Raw genomic sequence first — 15,491 nt, 5'->3', positions numbered from 1 at the left:
GCGGCGGTTCGACGCCTCGACACGCCCGCTCCCACAAGTCCTGCGCTGGTCTTGCTGTCAGCGCTAACCCTGTAGGAGCGGGTTCACCCGCGAATTGCCAGCTCCAGGCCATCCCGGCCCGGACAAGTCATTGAGAAATGATGACTTTTTCTCCTCCAGAGGTTGTATCTGCCCCCAAGACCGGTACAATGGCGCCACTCGCTGTTCAGCGAGCCTTGTAGTGGTGGCCCCATCGGTCCCCCCGCATTGATTACCCGTTAACCTGGTCAGGCCCGGAAGGGAGCAGCCATAGCGGGAACATCGAGTGCCGGGGTGTGGCTGGTGGGGCCGCCTCCATTACGTAAGTCCTTAATTCTAAAGGACTTTTCTCGCTCAAAATCTCGAAGTGGACCAGTGCTGTAGTACACCTAAGTGGTGCACTGTGCTGAGTATTCTAGCTTCGTCAGCTTGCCTCTCCAATACCCTCTCTGGTTACGCCAATCTCGGGGCTACCTTGTAATTCGCTTATGTGGCGTTTCCCCGCTGTCTCTCCCAGTGATTTGCAATTGCCAGTACGGCGGCTGTGCTACTAGGATGTGGCATCTGAGTGAGGAGCTAGAGATGGAATTCATAGAGCGACTGAACGCGTTATCAGCCAAAATCCGCCAGCAGGGTCCTGCTATCCAAACTGAAGAGGCAACCAAAATTGCCTTTGTCATGCCCTTCATCAACTCCGTCCTAGGCTACGACGTCTTTGACCCCTCGGAGGTGACCCCAGAGTACGTCTGTGACGTGGGGACGAAGAAGGGCGAGAAGATCGACTACGCCATCATGAAGAACGGCGAGATTCAGATCCTGATCGAGTGCAAGAAGATCGGCGAGCCGCTGCATATCAATCATGCGAGTCAGCTCTTCCGGTATTTCCACGTCACCACGGCCCGCATCTCGATTCTTACTAATGGCCAGGTGTACCGGTTCTTCACCGACCTCGATGCCCCTAATAAGATGGATGAGAAACCGTTCTTGGAGCTCGACCTCCTTGATCTGGACGAGCACGCCCTTCCAGAGCTTCAGAAGCTAACCAAGTCTGCATTCGACGTTGACTCGATCATCAGTGCTGCTGGAGAACTGAAATACGTTGGCCAGATCAAGAAAGAGATGGCCTCTCAATTCAGTCAGCCTAATGACGAGTTCGTGAAGTTCTTCGCTACTCGGGTCTACGATGGGATTATCACCCAGAAGGTTAGAGAGCAGTTCACGACTTTGACCCGAAAAGCAGCAATCCAGTTTCTAGGGGATCAGGTTAATGATCGACTTAAGTCTGCAATGAGCGGCGCAGTCGAGCCATCCTACGCCATGAGTGCAGTTCAACCTACTGTGTCGGTAGAGTCTGCTGAAGAGGCTGATGAAGATCGTATTCAAACCACGCTCGAAGAGCTTGAAGGTTTCCATATCGTCAAGGCTATTGTAAGGGCGGTTGTCGATGCGAAGAGAATAGTGCATCGCGATACCCAAAGCTATTTCGGTATATTGCTAGATGATAATAATCGCAAGCCAATTTGCCGGTTGCACTTTAATAGAAGTCAAAAGTATATCGGGCTTTTCGATTCTGAAAAAAATGAGACGCGGCACCCTATATCTTCGCTGGATGATATTTATGGTTATGCGGATCAGTTGAAGGGTGTTATTTCACTCTATGAATAACAATTTTCTTGAAGTTGCTATTGGAGGTGGGCGGTATAATGGATCTGTCTTTAGTTACTTTCGGTGATCGCGTAGCTGAAAATGAAGCAGCACAACTTGCTTCTTATTTTGTGAGAACGGATGACTGGACTCAGTTGCGAGCCGGGAATATAGATGTGGTGTTCGGTGCGAAAGGGGCAGGCAAGAGCGCTCTATATACACTGCTCAATCAAGAAGCTGAAAGCTTTGAGGCTTCCGGAATATTGTTGATGTCAGCGGAGAAGCCTACTGGTCAGACAGTGTTCTCCGAAATAAGAAATGAGCCTCCTACTTCCGAAGCGGAATTCGTAGGGCTTTGGAAGATTTATCTATGCCAACTAATTGTCGAAGCGCTTGTTCAGCGGGGGCGCTGCACGAGAGAGGCTGAATTCGTACGCCAGAAATTAGTTGAGGCAGAGCTTATAGAGGAGCGTAATAGCCTTAAGCGGCTTGTTAATTCTGCTATGCGATTCGCAAGGAACGCATTCAGTATTGAGTCCGTTGAGGGTGGGGGCTCTATTGCAGGGGAGGTAACGGGTAAGATTACTTTCCGCACGCCCGATAACGCTAAAAGGAAACTTGGTTTCTTCTCGGTGGATGAGCTTCTTGAAAAGTTAAATGACTACTTAGTCGCTGAGAAGCTAAGTACGTGGTTGTTGTTTGATAGGCTCGATGTCGCATTTGACGAGGATCCGGAGCTGGAAAAGTACGCTCTTAGAGCTCTTTTTAAGACTTATAGAGACGTAGAGGATTTAGACGCTGTTTTTCTGAAGATATTCTTGCGCGATGATATCTGGAAGAAGATTACGGATGATGGCTTTAGGGAGTCTAGTCATATTACTCGAACTACGACTATCAAGTGGTCGCATCAGGGGTTGCTTAATCTTATTGTTAATAGAATACTTAGGAATACGCCAATTTGCGAATCCTACAAGGTTGAGTCCGACGAGGTAAGCAATGATCAGGCGAAGCAGCTTCAGTTGTATTATAGGCTGTTTCCTGAGCAGGTTGACGTTGGTGAGAAGCAGTCGCAAACGTTCGACTGGATATTGAACCGGGTTAGAGATGGGTTTGGTAATATCGCGCCTCGCGAATTTATTCATTTCCATAATGAGATTCTAAACAACCAGAAAAGTGCAAATGGGATGGGCGCGTCTAAGGCTGATGGTGAAAACCTGTTCAGCCGGCAGGCCATCAAGGATTCTACTTTCGAAGTCTCTAAAGTAAGAATTGAACAAAATCTCTTTGCCGAGTACGCTGGATTGAAATCTTTTATACTCGGTCTTGAGAAAAGTAAGGCTGAGCAAAACCTCGATACCTTGGGTGCAATATGGTCTACCTCAGCTGATGAGACAAAGCGATTGGCGGGAGAGCTTGTGGCTATTGGCTTCTTTGAGAATCGTGCTGCGAAAGATGAAGGGATCTACAAGGTTCCATTTTTGTATAGACCATATCTGGAGATTACGCAGGGTAAGGCTTTTACAGTAGTTTCCTCGTAAACCAAGCCACTCCTGCCCGGTTGCGAGACTTGGTGGGAGTGCTTCTTAGGTTGTCGGTTTAAAGTCACTGCTTTTAGAGCCTTCCTTCGACGTAATGCACCGCCCCTGAAATTTTAAAAGCAAACTTTGCTCTTTACAGATAGCATCGGCTTCGGCCGGGGCGAAATATGCAGTAGGCGTATGGGCAACTGGCTAAACCCTGCCAGGTGTGGGTCGTTCTCAAACCTACTGAGCTAAAGACTTATACCCCCGGCCTCAAACCCCCAAAATATGAGCAGACAAGCCGCCCCGAAGGCGGCTATGAGCGTAGGCGTTCTATTGCTGAGGCCAACGTACTTGCCTGGAGGTCCAGTGCCTCCAGTGTGGTCATCACGTTATCGTGGGTGTTCACAGAGCCTCGCTGCCTGATCCATGTACTGACCTCTTCCAATCCTGCTCTGAGGGCTGTCTGGTTCATATGCAGCGCCTCAAGGGCGTTCGCTATAGCAGCGGCCTTATCATCGTCCATATGGGGGTTCTCGCTGTGGGCAGATACCGCAGCGTAGGGCCTTACAGCGCCTTGTTCCAGTGCCGTTTGACCGTGGCAATACCGATATCGAGTTCGGCTGCCACCTCCGCCTGTGTCATGTTCTTGGCCTTGGCCTTCTGCACTGCCTTGGTGGTATCAACAGCTTCAGGGCGTCCCAACTTCTTGCCTTCTGCCTTCGCACGTTTCAAGCCTGACTGCGTACGCTCGATCAGCAGGTCACGTTCAAACTCTGCGACAGCGCCAAGCACCTGCATGGTCATCTTGCCCGCTGCACTGGTCAGGTCCACGCCACCAAGGGCGAGGCAGTGAACACGGATACCGGTTGCTGCCAGTTGCTCGACGGTCTGCCGTACATCCATAGCGTTGCGGCCAAGGCGGTCCAGCTTGGTGACGATCAGCACATCACCCGATTCCATCCGCTCAAGCAACTTTTGGAAGCCGGGACGCTCGCTGGCGGGGACGCTGCCGGAAATGATCTCTTCGATTACCCGGCTGGCCTGTACATCGAAGCCAGCGTTCTTAACGTCCTGGACTTGGTTTTCGGTGAACTGGTTGGACGTGCTTACACGACAGTAAAGGAAGGTACGGGACATCGGCATCACCCAAGGGATCATTTAACGTGGGATCATGGTACCGGTATCATTAACCTCTGTATACCCTATTTTTTTGATACCGCCAAAGGCCAGATTTGATGGCATCGTTTGACGGTCGTTTGCTGATACCAGTTCAAGCTGGTGACACGGGCTCACGAAAAAGCCCGCACAAGGCGGGCTGATTAGATAGCCCCAAGCTTAGAGGCAGCGGCAAAGGTACGAATTCGTACCTTTTACGGAATGGGCAACCGGTGTCAGCAGATTTGCTGAACCCTACACCAGCGCCTGTATTACAGGCACATAACCTCTCCCACGAGGGGAGCCCCTACACCCGGCGTTTGAATCTCCACGAAATTGCGAGAGATAAGGCCGTGTGGCGACATTTGCTTAGCGCCTTCACCGTCAATGCCACGTAACTAGGGCCTTAGATGTTAGTGAGAAGAGGGCATTTCCAGAAAAGATGCCTTGGGGTAATTAGTTCGAGATTAGTTATGCGTCTAGTAATCGAAAGCTTGATCTGTAGAAGCTGTAGCGCAAAGTAGCGTTACCTGGCCTCGGATTAAGCAGGCCGAGCTACTGTCGTAGCGAGCAAGGGTCAATCGTGGATGAGCGTCTCGACGTCTGCAACTAGGTCAGACGGTTTGCACCCGAGTGCGGATGCTAGCTTGAAGATGATGTTGATGGTGGGCTGGTGAACGCCCCTTTCAATGAGGCTGACGTAGTTCCTTTGCACATCCGCTTCCAGCGCCAGCTTCTCCTGCGTCAGTCCTGCCTGCTTCCGTCTTTCACGGAGAACCCTACCGAATGCCAGCCCTGCGTCCAAACCGTACCCCCTCTGTATGAGGTAGCACTCTCGGGGCGGGCTGTGCTTGCGTCTTCACAGTATACTGTGAATTTACTTGGCGGCATGGCATCATCCTGCTCGGACAATGGCATGTTGCTATTGCAGCGGCGGCTGTGATGGTCGCTACTCAAGTAGAGGCAGGAATGTTGATGTTGAAAGGAAGATCGTTGGCCTTGCTGGTTACCGGGGCTGTGATGCTGGTGGCTGGCTGTACTACCCCGCAGTACCGGATGGTGAAGCCTGGGGCCTCTGATGAGACGGTGATGCAGGATGACGCCAAGTGCCAGAACCAGTCTGCGATGATCCAGGTTGCCGACTGGGAGTACCGTGGCACCATTGCCGAGGGTGCAAACATCCAGCTCAAGCAGCAGAAGGCGTACCAGAACTGCATGATCGGCAAAGGCTATAGCCCCATCAGGATTCAGTGATACCACTACGAGAGAAGTTGACGATGCGTTGTACGATTAGAAGCGTCGCGGTCGCAGGAGCGCTGGGTCTCTTGGCTGGGTGTGCTCAGTCCCGGTACGAACCAATCGTGTACACAGATGCTGCACCTGCTGAGCGATGGACGTTCACGCCGATTGAAGTCAAGTACAAAGACACCTTCTCTCCGGCTTGGAATTTCCAGAATGTGCTTGAGCACAACGCCGGGAGATGCGGCCAGGAAGCAGCAATGGGTTACATCCTCTACAGTCAGCTTCGTGGCTATGGGTCGAGTAAGCGGCCAGACGACCGCGCTCAAGCATTAGCGGACTGCCAGCAATACGCGTACCAGCTGGGGAATGAAGCCATCGCCCGCCTCAAGCAAGCCAAGGTGTCTACCAAGACCCTGGAGCTGAGTAAGGACTTGTACTCGAAGTGGTCGGTTTATGTGGCTGGGATGACCATATCCGCACCCAAAGATGCCATGGCTGCGACCCAGTATGAGACGAGTAGGCGTGCTCTATTGACGGAGGACAAATTTTCCCAGTAGCTGGTCTGCGAAACGTGATCCAGCGGTAAGTCAGTAAGCCGGTAAGTCCGTAAGACAAACGAACTTTTAACTGCATTGCAGAGGATTACTTATGACTGAACGACACGTTTCTCCCGAAAGCATCCCCGTGTTGCCGCTGACCGAAAACTGACCCAGTTTCGCCCGTTGTGCTGACTGAAAACTGACCCAGGTGTTCCACTGCACCTGCTCAATTTTTGAGCAGGAGAACACAGGGTGATCAGCATGGAAATGATGGGCAAAATTCGGCGGATGTATTTCCGCGACAAGCTGTCGTTGCATGAGATAGCCAAGCGCACCGGACTGTCGCGCAACACCATCCGAAAATGGGTCAGAGCGCCGGAGTCCAAACAGCCGGTTTATCAGCGTCGAGCCGTGTTCAACAAGCTCAGTCCCTTTCACGAGATGTTGGAGCAAGCGCTGCGGGCTGATGCCTTAAGGGCCAAGCAACATCGTCGCAGTGCCAAGGCGCTGCTGGCCATGATCCGCGCTGAAGGCTATGACGGCGGCTACAGCCAGCTCACTGCCTTCGTTCGTCATTGGCGCGGAGAGCAAGGCAAGGCGGTACGGGCATTTGTGCCGTTGGCATTCGCCTTGGGCGAGGCCTTCCAGTTCGATTGGAGCGAGGAAGGCCTGCTGGTTGGCGGTGTTTTCAGGCGCGTCCAGGTCGCGCACATGAAGCTATGTGCCAGCCGAGCTTTCTGGCTAGTGGCCTATCCCAGCCAAGGGCATGAAATGCTGTTCGATGCCCATACCCGCTCATTCGCCGCCTTAGGTGGCGTGCCGCGTCGCGGCATCTACGACAACATGAAAACTGCGGTCGACAAGGTCTCCAAGGGTAAAGGCCGCACGGTCAATGCTCGCTTCATGGTGATGTGCTCGCACTACCTGTTCGACCCGGACTTCTGCAACGTAGCGTCCGGCTGGGAAAAAGGTATCGTCGAAAAGAATGTCCAAGACAGTCGGCGCCGCATCTGGCTGTCCGCCCGCGACAATACTTTCCATAGCTTCGAAGAGTTGAATGCCTGGCTTGCCCAGCGCTGCCGGGCTCTCTGGCATGAGCTGATTCATCCGCAGTACAACGGCCTTACCGTCGCAGAAGTCTTGGAATTGGAGCGCGTCGAAATGATGCCGATGCCGACGCCTTTCGACGGATATGTAGAACGCACGGTTCGCGTTTCCAGCACCTGTCTGATCAACGTGGCTCGCAACCGCTATTCAGTACCCTGTGAGCGTGTTGGCCAGTGGGTCAGCAGTCGGCTCTATCCCTCGCGAATCGTCGTGATTGCCGATGAGGGTGTGATTGCTAGCCATGAGCGCCTGTTTGATCGCGATCAGGTCAGCTACGACTGGCAACACTACATCCCCCTCATTGAACGCAAACCGGGGGCCCTACGCAATGGTGCCCCGTTTGCCGATCTGCCTAAGCCACTACGCCTGCTCAGGCGCGGGCTGCTGCGGAATCTACAGGGTGACCGGGTTATGACCCAGGTCTTGGCCGCCGTGCCCATCGCTGGCCTGGATGCTGTTCTCGTAGCGGTTGAGCTGGTTTTGGAGTCTGGCAGCCTGAGCGCTGACCACATCCTCAACATCGTGGCCCGTCTGACCGCTCGTGAAGCACCACCCTCGGTCGAAACCAACCTGCAACTGAACGTTACCCCTGTTGCCAATACCGCACGCTATGACCGGTTGCGCAGCACGGATGAGGAGGTGCGCAATGCGTGATCTCACAGAGGAACTCAAAGACTTACGCCTGCACGGCATGGCCGATGCCTGGGCAGAGCTGGCCGCACAAGGCGAATCTTCCACTGCGTCATCGAAATGGCTGATCGAGCATCTCCTTGATCAAGAGCACGCCGACCGAGCAGTACGCTCGGTGCATCATCAGATGAGCATGGCGAAACTGCCCATGCACCGTGACCTGGCTGGCTTCGACTTCGGTGTATCCAGCGCCGATGTCCGATTGATCAGGGAACTGTCCACTCTGGCCTTCACCGACACAGCGCAAAATGTGGTGTTCATCGGTGGCCCTGGCACCGGTAAAACGCACCTCGCTACTGCCTTGGCAGTGGCCGGCATCACCCAACATAACAAGCGTGTGCGTTTTCACTCCACAGTCGATCTGGTCAACCTGCTGGAGCGTGAAAAACATGAGGGCAAGACAGGGCGTATCGCCCGAGGACTACTGCGTGCAGATCTGGTAATCCTTGATGAGCTTGGCTACCTACCTTTCAGTCAGAGCGGCGGAGCCCTGCTGTTCCACCTGCTTTCGAAGCTTTACGAGCACACCAGCGTGATCATCACCACCAACCTCAGCTTCGCCGAGTGGTCGAGCGTATTTGGCGACGCCAAGATGACCACGGCCTTGCTCGACCGATTGACACACCACTGCCACATCGTCGAGACGGGGAATGAATCATACCGCCTGCAAAACAGCACCTTGGTGGCCAAGACCAAGATCCAGGCGAGGGAGCGCAGACGGCAGGATGTCGAGGAATCGGAGGACGACCCGTTTTGACCTCTTTGGGCTGGCCTTGCTGAGTGCAGGGTCAGCACTTTCACGACGCTGTCGACTGCTAGGCTTATCCACAATTGCCGGGGTCTAAATCGGCAAGCAGCCCTGGGTCATTTTTCAATCGGCAGGGTGGGTCAGTTTTCAATCAGCGCCGACACGTATGGCGGAAGCTGTGGAAAGTTTTGCGAGAATCAGTGATGCCCAGCTTCGTCTTGTAACGACCGAACCACTTCGACGGAGCATGGCCGAGCTTGCCCCGTACTGCTTCCAGCTCAGGGAATACCCGATCAGCGCCAGTAGCTTTGACTGATTCAACGTACTTAAGCAGGCCCAGGTCCAGCAGGGCAGGGTGCAGAGGGAGCGTGCGACGACTGCTGGCGTTCTTCAGGTTCTGCCCTTCACGGCTGTCATCAATGCGGATGCAATGAATCCCCTGTTGCTCAGTGAAGTCGTCAACCCGCAACTGGCATAGCTCTTCCAGTCGAGCACCGGTAGCTCGTCCCATCAAGGGCAACCAGTATCGCCACGGTTGCTTTCGTGCTTCCTTATGAAGTCCCTCATGATTCAGCAGTGCTGCCAGATCGCTGCGGTCGAATGAGAGTCGTGCTTCCTTTGCAGAGCCCGTCATCACCTTCATGCCTACCAGTGGATTCTCTGCGACATACCCGTTCGTCTTGCACCAGTTAAGAAAGGCGGTCAGCTTGCGTAGCCGGTTGTTCACGGTCACTGCGGTGATTGTCTTATAGGTGCTACCTGACTCGACAACCTGCTTCAGCGTCTTACCTTTGAACTCTGGCCGTAGCCCGAAGTACTGGGGGCAGCGGCTGAGTCGTTCCTTCAGTAGGCGAGCTTGTTGGGCATCAAAGCTTACAGCAGGCATATCGCCCATCAGCTCGAACAGGTCGGCTAGTGCACGTTCCACATCGTCGATACTGCCTTGCCGCCATGTGCCGCCGCGTTTGCCTTCCTCTATATAGAGCTTGGAAAGGGTTGCCAGGGTAGCACCGCCACTTGTTGGCTTCGCTGTGGGCGCCGTAGCTTGTTGTGGTGCAGCGCGATGGGTTGGCATAGGTGACGACATGCACCATTGCACGCAAAGCACACGCAGCGTTTCCGGAGGTGTTAGGGGGTGTTCGCTCAGGTGGCTGCTCACTCTCTGGGCTAAGGAGGTGGCGAGATACAAAGCTGCCTGCCGGTCTCGCACTCGCAGGGAAATACGCAGAGTGTGCCGGTTGGGAAACAGGTGCTTCGGGAGTCGAAGGTTAAGGTAGTAAACGGATTGGCGGCGGACGATGTAGGCCATGTGAAACACCAGAGTGGACCAGTAGAGTGGACCAATTGAGTGGAACAATTCTGGTCGCACCCCGAGCTCTGAGAGTCCGTGTTGCGTATCTGCACGAGCAAATGGCGAACTACCCCATCAGCCTCAAACCCTTGCCCCATAAGGCCTGCATTGATTTCCGAGCATTCTGGCATGCCGGCTATCCGTCTCTACAGAAGGAGTTCCAATCGAGTGCCGGGGTGTGGCTGGTGGGGCCGCCTCCATTTCAGGTCCTTGAATTTTCAAGGATTTCTCGCTCGAAAATCTCGAAGTGTGACAACGTTTAGGGACACCTGAGTGGTGCACCGTAAACGGCATGTTAGGGATGGTCTGAAGTAGCCCCTGTTTTCCGGCTACTTCGCCATCGACACTTTCAAAAAACGGTAGCCGCTCAAATCCCGGTCAAACCTGCCGTCTATTTCAGCCTTTTTTGCCGCTGCAAGCACCTCGCAGCAGTCACTTCACTCTTCACGGACGCACCTCTCCTGCATTGGAGAGCAAATGTCGACGCGCCATCCAAATGTTCGACAGGGCGAACAGCGTCACCATCTGAGCAGTGTTTTTCACCAAGCCTCGGAAGCGCACTTTCGTATAACCAAACTGGCGCTTGATCACCCGAAATGGATGCTCAACCTTGGAGCGAACCTGGGCCTTGGCTCTTTCGATCTTACGTATCGCTTTGTATAACGCGCTGCGGTTACCGTGCTTTTTGTAAGTGCTGCGCCGGGCTGCAATCTGCCAGATGACTTGGCGCCCCTCATGCTCTTCACGCTTCTCTACACCGGTATAGCCCGCATCAGCGCAGACCACGTTCTCACCACCGTGCAGCAGTTTGTCGACTTGGGTTACGTCCGCGACGTTGGCCGCAGTGACCACCACGCTGTGCACAAGCCCGGACTCATCGTCGACACCAATGTGAGCTTTGGCACCGAAGTAATACTGGTTGCCCTTCTTGGTCTGATGCATTTCCGGGTCGCGTTTGCCGTCCTTGTTCTTGGTCGAACTGGGCGCATGAATCAGAGTGGCATCGACGATGGTGCCTTGTCGCAGTGACAAGCCACGGTCGCCCAAATAGCCATTGATCACGCCGAGAATACCGGTGGCCAACTCATGCTTTTCCAGCAGGCGACGGAAGTTGAGGATGGTGGTTTCATCCGGGATTCGCTCCAGGCTCAGACCGGAAAACTGGCGCAGGATCGTCGTCTCGTACAGCGCCTCTTCCATCGCCGGATCGCTGTAACCGAACCAGTTCTGCATTAGATGAATCCGCAGCATCGCCATCAGCGGATAGGCTGGACGGCCCCCTTCGCCCTTTGGGTAATGAGGTTTGATCAGAGCAATCAAACCCTCCCAGGGTACGACCCGATCCATCTCTATCAGGAACAGCTCCTTGCGGGTCTGCTTGCGCTTACCGGCGTACTCGGCATCGGCGAAGGTCATTTGTTTCATCATCGAAAAGCTCGGCGATTGGTGTCCGGGGATTTTGCCAAATCAGGAAGTCTTTTTCAGGATTTCCTTAGCTCGTCTCAACGAAAAACTGATGACTCAGGCCTCAAGCTATAAGAACCTAATCATGGTGGCAGGGTAGCAATAGGTGATCTGAGAACACTTACACTGGAAGCGACGACACCGATGCCTGACAGCAAAGGCATCGGTGTCTCTTGCCTGCTCTGGCAGTCCGCCGGGGTCAACTCATCTCTGGAACGAGGTGACTCATGAACGTCAGGTTTTCAATAGCGTACATATACTCAGAGAATCTCGGATCTCCATCGTTGAACGCCTTTGCCACTTTTTGTGCGTTCTCAAGACTATCCCACATTGCTAAATCCGCGAAGATTCGTTCGTCGCTCATAGGGCAGTAGGCGCGGTATTCAATCAAGCCAGGAAAGGTCTTTAATGTTTCACGAAGTCCTGCGCGGAGCACCGGCACTTGCGCAACACATTCCTGTTTGACCTTGAAAATGGCTAATTCGAGTACATGAGATGAGTGCTGCATAGGGATGACCTTCTGTGTATTAGGGAGTCCCAATGATCAGTGGTTCATACTGACAGCGTAGTGTCAGTAGTGGTGATCGCTTTCCACTGGCTTGCCTGGTGCTTCATATACGCTTGGAGATCAAGGGCAGGATTGTCGGGTGATGGTTGTTGAGCAATAGCGATGGAGGCTATGCGATCGACCCGAAAATCGCGGTAAGCTGCCCTGGTACTACACCAGCTTCCAACCGTCCACTTTCCTCCCCAGTAGAAAAGGCCAAGGGGGGAAATGAGGCGTTGCGAAACTGCACCATCCAAGCTGGTATAAGTTATCGTCAGCGCCTGAGCGTTTTCGATGGCATTTCGAAGGGTTGCCAGATGGCCACGCGTCGAGGAAGGAGTGGTTCCAAGTGCCCTGATTTTTGCCGTGCTGGGGTCAACCTGATGATGGACTATGGACGCTGAGATTTTGCTCAACAACATCCTTGCAGCAGCACTTAGATCGTTATCGGCGGAAGCTGAAAGCATTTCCATCCCGAGCATCAGTGCATCCAGTTCGAGCCTGTTCAACGTTAATGGCGGCATCTCAAAATCGGCATCCAAGGCATACCCCACGCCAGCGGTACCATAGACTGGGATTCCACTGAAGGAAAGGTCGTCGATGTATCGATAGATTGAGCGAACGGAAACGCCAATTCGGCTAGCCAGTCGTTCAGCAGAGATTGGCTGATGGACACGAATCAGATTTACCAACTGAAATAAACGATCAGCTTTACGCACTTGGTGTGCTCAACTGAGAGTCCTTTGCAAGCTCAATGGCTGCGTCAATGGCGGCCCGAGCTTGGGGGCTATTCTTCCAGCAAGTCGATCCCACTGCTGCCGACGCCTGAGCCAGGATGTCACCAGCATTCGCTCTGCTGAGCACAGCTAGCGAGTCAATGCCCATCTGCTCAAGGCGAGCAATGACGGCCGGCCCTACGCCCTTTAGGGCCAACAAAGCATTATGTTCCTTCAGTGGAAATGGCATCCGTAAACTCCTGTTTGAATCGCCCCTGGTTTCCTAGACACTCTCCAAGCTCAGGAAATAGCGTTTCTCATACTCTACTGGAGACAGCTGCATAGCACTGCTGTGTCGACGTTTTGGGTTATAGAACATCTCGATGTAATCGAAAATATCACTCCGGGCTTCGTCACGTGTCGCGTAGGTCTTTCGTCGAACCCGTTCCCGCTTCAAAAGCTGGAAAAAGCTCTCGGCTACGGCATTGTCGTGGCAGTTTCCCCGTCGGCTCATGCTGCTGACCACATTGTTGGCCTTAAGGAAGCTTTGCCAATCTGAGCTACTGAACTGACTGCCTTGGTCTGAGTGAATCATCACTTGCTGCTGTGGCTTGCGTCGCCAAACGGCCATCAGCATCGCGTCGATAGCAAGGTCGCTGCACATCCTTGGCTTCATTGACCAACCAATTACTTGGCGTGAGAAGAGATCCAGCACTACCGCCAGATAAAGCCATCCTTCATAGGTGCGGATGTAAGTGATATCTGTCACCCAGACCTTGTTCGGCTCGCTGACCTTGAACTGCCGGGCAAGGTGGTTGGGCGAGGCCACGGTTGGTTTTCCGCCATAAAACCCAGGACGACGGCGATAACCCGTTTGCGAACGCAACCCCTCTGCTTGCATCAAACGACCGACTCGATTTCGCCCGCATGTCTCTCCCAGCTCACGCAGGTCACCATGAATTTTGCGATAGCCGTACACACCTCCGCTTTCGAGCCAAGCATGTTTGATCAAACCAAGCAGACGATGATCTTCTTTTGCTCGGGCAGATTGAGGCTCCGCCAACCAAGCGTAGTAGCCGCTGGGATGCACCTTGAGGGTTTGGCAAAGGCGCCGCACCGGGTAATCCGTCGAGTGCTTCTTGATGAAGGCGTACTTCAGCCGCACTCCTTGGCAAAGTACGCGGCGGCCTTCTTTAAGATGTCTCGCTCTTCCGTCACGCGCTTGAGTTCAGCGCGCAGCTTGCGCAGTTCGGCCTGCTGATCATTGTCTTGCTGACGCTGCTCTTGGGGCTTGCTGTAGACCTTGATCCAGGCGTAAAGGCTGTGCACGGACATGCCCAGGCGCTGGGCAACCTCAGCGACAGGCTTGCCTTTCTCGGTCACTTGCTTGACCGCTTCGATCTTGAATTCTTCAGGGTAACGCTGACGACTCATGGCACCTCCTATTTGGGCCTCATTATGAGGCTTGGAGGTGTCTACGAAACCAGGGGCGATTCAGTTATCGGCCAATGAAGCAACCGGAGTTTGCCCGACGGCAGATGGCATCTCAATATATGGTTCCATCGCCCTACGCGTAGGCATCAGGAAGGTGGGTTCGGCAAACGCTTACAAACCTGATTGCAGAGGGTTGGCATTGGCCTGACTGCTGCAACTGGCTGATGCGCGTGTCCTGGCGTCCTGCGTTTGCCCGACTCGACAATTTCAACTTGGTGAGAGCTCCCCTCACCTCAGGCACATTGGGAAGCTAGGCGAACGAGATCTTCTGAAAAGAGCCCCCGCTGATAAATGTAGACTTTCCCGCCCGTGTCCCCTTTGAACGTCTCGATCACGTTATCCGCCGCAACAGGGCTGCTCAGAACCACGCGATAGCTTTGGCTCGTATGGGTGACGTTCGGTGATTGCTGATTCTCTTGCAGCTTCTGCATGACGCAGGTGGAAAAAGCTTCAGGAGATTTCGCGGTCACCAGTTCCTTTGTCGGCTGGTTAGGCGCGGATGCGCACCCCGCCAGCAGAGTGATAGTGAAGGAGGCAGCAGCGAGAGGCAGAAAGCGCATCAGACAGTTCCAGGCTTGAGTTCAGCCGCTATTCTCCATTTCATTTAGCTGATAGAAAATAGGTGAATATCGATGTTACCTATCATTGATCTTGATGATTAACAGGCGCCTCGCGGGGCTTCAGAATCAGGGGCGTTGCAGGTGTGGTCTCAGGTGCCAAGGATAGCCCAGCGTCTATTCAATCTGTTTAAGCGATGGTTTAGACCAGTTTCTGATGTTTTTCTTCGATCATACTCTTCTCTAAGCTGCGCTCTCTTTGAAGCAATGCATTTCGGTGTGAGCATGAAAGAGATCCGCAAGGCAGGTGATCGGGGTGCCACCCGTTTGCCGTGGCTGAAATCCCGGCATTCCTTCTCGTTTGGAAGCTGTAGAAACCCGCAAGAGAACGGTTTCTCCGATCTGCGCGTCATAAATCGCAAGGTGAGTCGCATACTCTGGCCCTCGCAGGGCGACGACAGGCCTATGTCCATGTTGTCGCTGGCAAGCTCCGGGTGAACGGAGAAAGTGTTGTGGAAGGCGACGGATTGAAGCTGACGGAAACCCAGGCGGTCACGTTCAGCCACGCTACGGATGCGCAGGTGCTTGTATTCGATCTTCGGGCAAAGGAGTCGGCACCTTCCAGAAAGCAATCTTCCGGGGGCTGCAAGACGCAGGCATGTGCCCGGCGCCGCTAGGTGCCATCTGCCTTCCATT

16 protein-coding genes, 1 other RNA gene and 1 pseudogene are annotated in these 15,491 nt (G+C 53.7%); 9 read left to right on the top strand and 9 right to left on the bottom strand.

The genetic code is table 11. The annotated features are described in order from the left end of the window. Positions 1-230 precede the first annotated feature (230 nt). The 3 genes from ffs to NY023_RS19295 all read left to right on the top strand — a co-directional run bounded on the left by ffs (position 231) and on the right by NY023_RS19295 (position 3,200). An RNA gene (gene ffs, locus NY023_RS19305) (signal recognition particle sRNA small type) lies at positions 231-327 on the top strand. A gap of 273 nt (positions 328-600) precedes the next feature. Continuing rightward, entirely contained in the window at positions 601-1,683 is a 1,083-nt protein-coding gene (locus NY023_RS19300; RefSeq protein ID WP_013973517.1) for a type I restriction endonuclease, read from the top strand. A gap of 38 nt (positions 1,684-1,721) precedes the next feature. After that, entirely contained in the window at positions 1,722-3,200 is a 1,479-nt protein-coding gene (locus NY023_RS19295; RefSeq protein WP_013973516.1) for a P-loop ATPase, Sll1717 family, read from the top strand. Between the two features lie 549 nt (positions 3,201-3,749). Here NY023_RS19295 and NY023_RS19290 read toward each other — a convergent pair. Both NY023_RS19290 and NY023_RS19285 read right to left on the bottom strand, forming a co-directional pair. Next, the gene (locus NY023_RS19290; RefSeq protein WP_044047274.1) at positions 3,750-4,322 is read right to left on the bottom strand and encodes a recombinase family protein; all 573 of its coding nucleotides are present in this window, start codon (positions 4,320-4,322) and stop codon (positions 3,750-3,752) included. A gap of 595 nt (positions 4,323-4,917) precedes the next feature. Then, on the bottom strand, positions 4,918-5,145 hold the full coding sequence (locus NY023_RS19285) for a helix-turn-helix domain-containing protein (RefSeq protein WP_044047130.1): 228 nt from the start codon (positions 5,143-5,145) through the stop codon (positions 4,918-4,920). 170 nt (positions 5,146-5,315) lie between these two features. On the opposite strand from NY023_RS19285, the gene NY023_RS19280 reads away from it, so the two are divergent. The 4 genes from NY023_RS19280 (at position 5,316) to istB (ending at position 8,675) form a co-directional block, all read left to right on the top strand. Beyond that, entirely contained in the window at positions 5,316-5,594 is a 279-nt protein-coding gene (locus NY023_RS19280) for a hypothetical protein (RefSeq protein ID WP_236166538.1), read from the top strand. Between the two features lie 107 nt (positions 5,595-5,701). After that, positions 5,702-6,139: a hypothetical protein gene (locus NY023_RS19275; protein ID WP_148265666.1), complete on the top strand. Its 438-nt coding sequence runs from the start codon at positions 5,702-5,704 to the stop codon at positions 6,137-6,139. Between the two features lie 243 nt (positions 6,140-6,382). After that, positions 6,383-7,882, top strand: a complete 1,500-nt coding sequence (istA, locus tag NY023_RS19270; RefSeq protein WP_169725187.1) for an IS21 family transposase — start codon at positions 6,383-6,385, stop codon at positions 7,880-7,882. Next, on the top strand, positions 7,875-8,675 hold the full coding sequence (gene istB, locus NY023_RS19265) for an IS21-like element helper ATPase IstB (RefSeq protein ID WP_013970780.1): 801 nt from the start codon (positions 7,875-7,877) through the stop codon (positions 8,673-8,675). The genes istA and istB overlap by 8 nt, the downstream gene beginning before the upstream one ends. 142 nt (positions 8,676-8,817) lie before the next feature. Here istB and NY023_RS19260 read toward each other — a convergent pair whose 3' ends face one another. The 7 genes from NY023_RS19260 to NY023_RS19230 form a co-directional block, all read right to left on the bottom strand. Beyond that, positions 8,818-9,975, bottom strand: a complete 1,158-nt coding sequence (locus NY023_RS19260) for a site-specific integrase (protein ID WP_049798458.1) — start codon at positions 9,973-9,975, stop codon at positions 8,818-8,820. Between the two features lie 486 nt (positions 9,976-10,461). Next, the gene (locus NY023_RS19255) at positions 10,462-11,442 is read right to left on the bottom strand and encodes an IS5-like element ISPa26 family transposase (RefSeq protein ID WP_024086516.1); all 981 of its coding nucleotides are present in this window, start codon (positions 11,440-11,442) and stop codon (positions 10,462-10,464) included. Between the two features lie 238 nt (positions 11,443-11,680). Further along, complete coding sequence (locus tag NY023_RS19250) at positions 11,681-11,989, bottom strand: hypothetical protein (protein ID WP_023661288.1); 309 nt, start codon at positions 11,987-11,989, stop codon at positions 11,681-11,683. Positions 11,990-12,033: 44 nt separating this feature from the next. Further along, positions 12,034-12,747 (bottom strand): helix-turn-helix transcriptional regulator, encoded by a 714-nt coding sequence (locus NY023_RS19245; protein ID WP_024087436.1) that lies wholly within the window; start codon positions 12,745-12,747, stop codon positions 12,034-12,036. Beyond that, on the bottom strand, positions 12,740-12,994 hold the full coding sequence (locus NY023_RS19240) for a Pathogenicity locus (RefSeq protein WP_023661286.1): 255 nt from the start codon (positions 12,992-12,994) through the stop codon (positions 12,740-12,742). The genes NY023_RS19245 and NY023_RS19240 overlap by 8 nt, the downstream gene beginning before the upstream one ends. 33 nt (positions 12,995-13,027) lie before the next feature. Then, positions 13,028-14,178 (bottom strand): IS3 family transposase gene (locus tag NY023_RS19235; RefSeq protein ID WP_085982912.1). Its coding sequence is split into 2 segments (ribosomal slippage): positions 13,028-13,935 and positions 13,935-14,178, totalling 1,152 coding nucleotides; the frame shifts between segments, so codons are not numbered across the junction. A gap of 293 nt (positions 14,179-14,471) precedes the next feature. Next, positions 14,472-14,798 (bottom strand): hypothetical protein, encoded by a 327-nt coding sequence (locus NY023_RS19230; RefSeq protein ID WP_013973511.1) that lies wholly within the window; start codon positions 14,796-14,798, stop codon positions 14,472-14,474. A gap of 282 nt (positions 14,799-15,080) precedes the next feature. On the opposite strand from NY023_RS19230, the pseudogene NY023_RS27805 reads away from it, so the two are divergent. Together NY023_RS27805 and NY023_RS27800 are read left to right on the top strand one after the other, a co-directional pair. Continuing rightward, positions 15,081-15,212, top strand: a pseudogene (locus NY023_RS27805) (quercetin 2,3-dioxygenase); the annotation flags it as partial. Between the two features lie 20 nt (positions 15,213-15,232). Further along, a complete protein-coding gene (locus NY023_RS27800) occupies positions 15,233-15,472 on the top strand; it encodes a hypothetical protein (protein ID WP_410479891.1) in 240 nt (79 codons plus the stop codon). The last annotated feature ends 19 nt before the right edge of the window (positions 15,473-15,491 follow it).

Origin of the sequence: Pseudomonas sp. NBB (assembly GCF_032701105.1) — a bacterium.
GTDB classification, from domain to species: domain Bacteria; phylum Pseudomonadota; class Gammaproteobacteria; order Pseudomonadales; family Pseudomonadaceae; genus Aquipseudomonas; species Aquipseudomonas asiatica.
Note: the sequence above shows the minus strand (reverse complement) of the source record. Positions and strands in the feature narration are given on the sequence as shown.

Coding starts and splice junctions, on each gene's coding strand:
- NY023_RS19300 (WP_013973517.1), top strand. CDS start 601: ATGGAATTCATAGAGCGACTGAACGCGTTATCAGCCAAAATCCGCCAG.
- NY023_RS19295 (WP_013973516.1), top strand. CDS start 1,722: ATGGATCTGTCTTTAGTTACTTTCGGTGATCGCGTAGCTGAAAATGAA.
- NY023_RS19290 (WP_044047274.1), bottom strand. CDS start 4,322: ATGTCCCGTACCTTCCTTTACTGTCGTGTAAGCACGTCCAACCAGTTC.
- NY023_RS19280 (WP_236166538.1), top strand. CDS start 5,316: ATGTTGAAAGGAAGATCGTTGGCCTTGCTGGTTACCGGGGCTGTGATG.
- istA (WP_169725187.1), top strand. CDS start 6,383: ATGGAAATGATGGGCAAAATTCGGCGGATGTATTTCCGCGACAAGCTG.
- istB (WP_013970780.1), top strand. CDS start 7,875: ATGCGTGATCTCACAGAGGAACTCAAAGACTTACGCCTGCACGGCATG.
- NY023_RS19260 (WP_049798458.1), bottom strand. CDS start 9,975: ATGGCCTACATCGTCCGCCGCCAATCCGTTTACTACCTTAACCTTCGA.
- NY023_RS19255 (WP_024086516.1), bottom strand. CDS start 11,442: ATGAAACAAATGACCTTCGCCGATGCCGAGTACGCCGGTAAGCGCAAG.
- NY023_RS19250 (WP_023661288.1), bottom strand. CDS start 11,989: ATGCAGCACTCATCTCATGTACTCGAATTAGCCATTTTCAAGGTCAAA.
- NY023_RS19240 (WP_023661286.1), bottom strand. CDS start 12,994: ATGCCATTTCCACTGAAGGAACATAATGCTTTGTTGGCCCTAAAGGGC.
- NY023_RS19230 (WP_013973511.1), bottom strand. CDS start 14,798: ATGCGCTTTCTGCCTCTCGCTGCTGCCTCCTTCACTATCACTCTGCTG.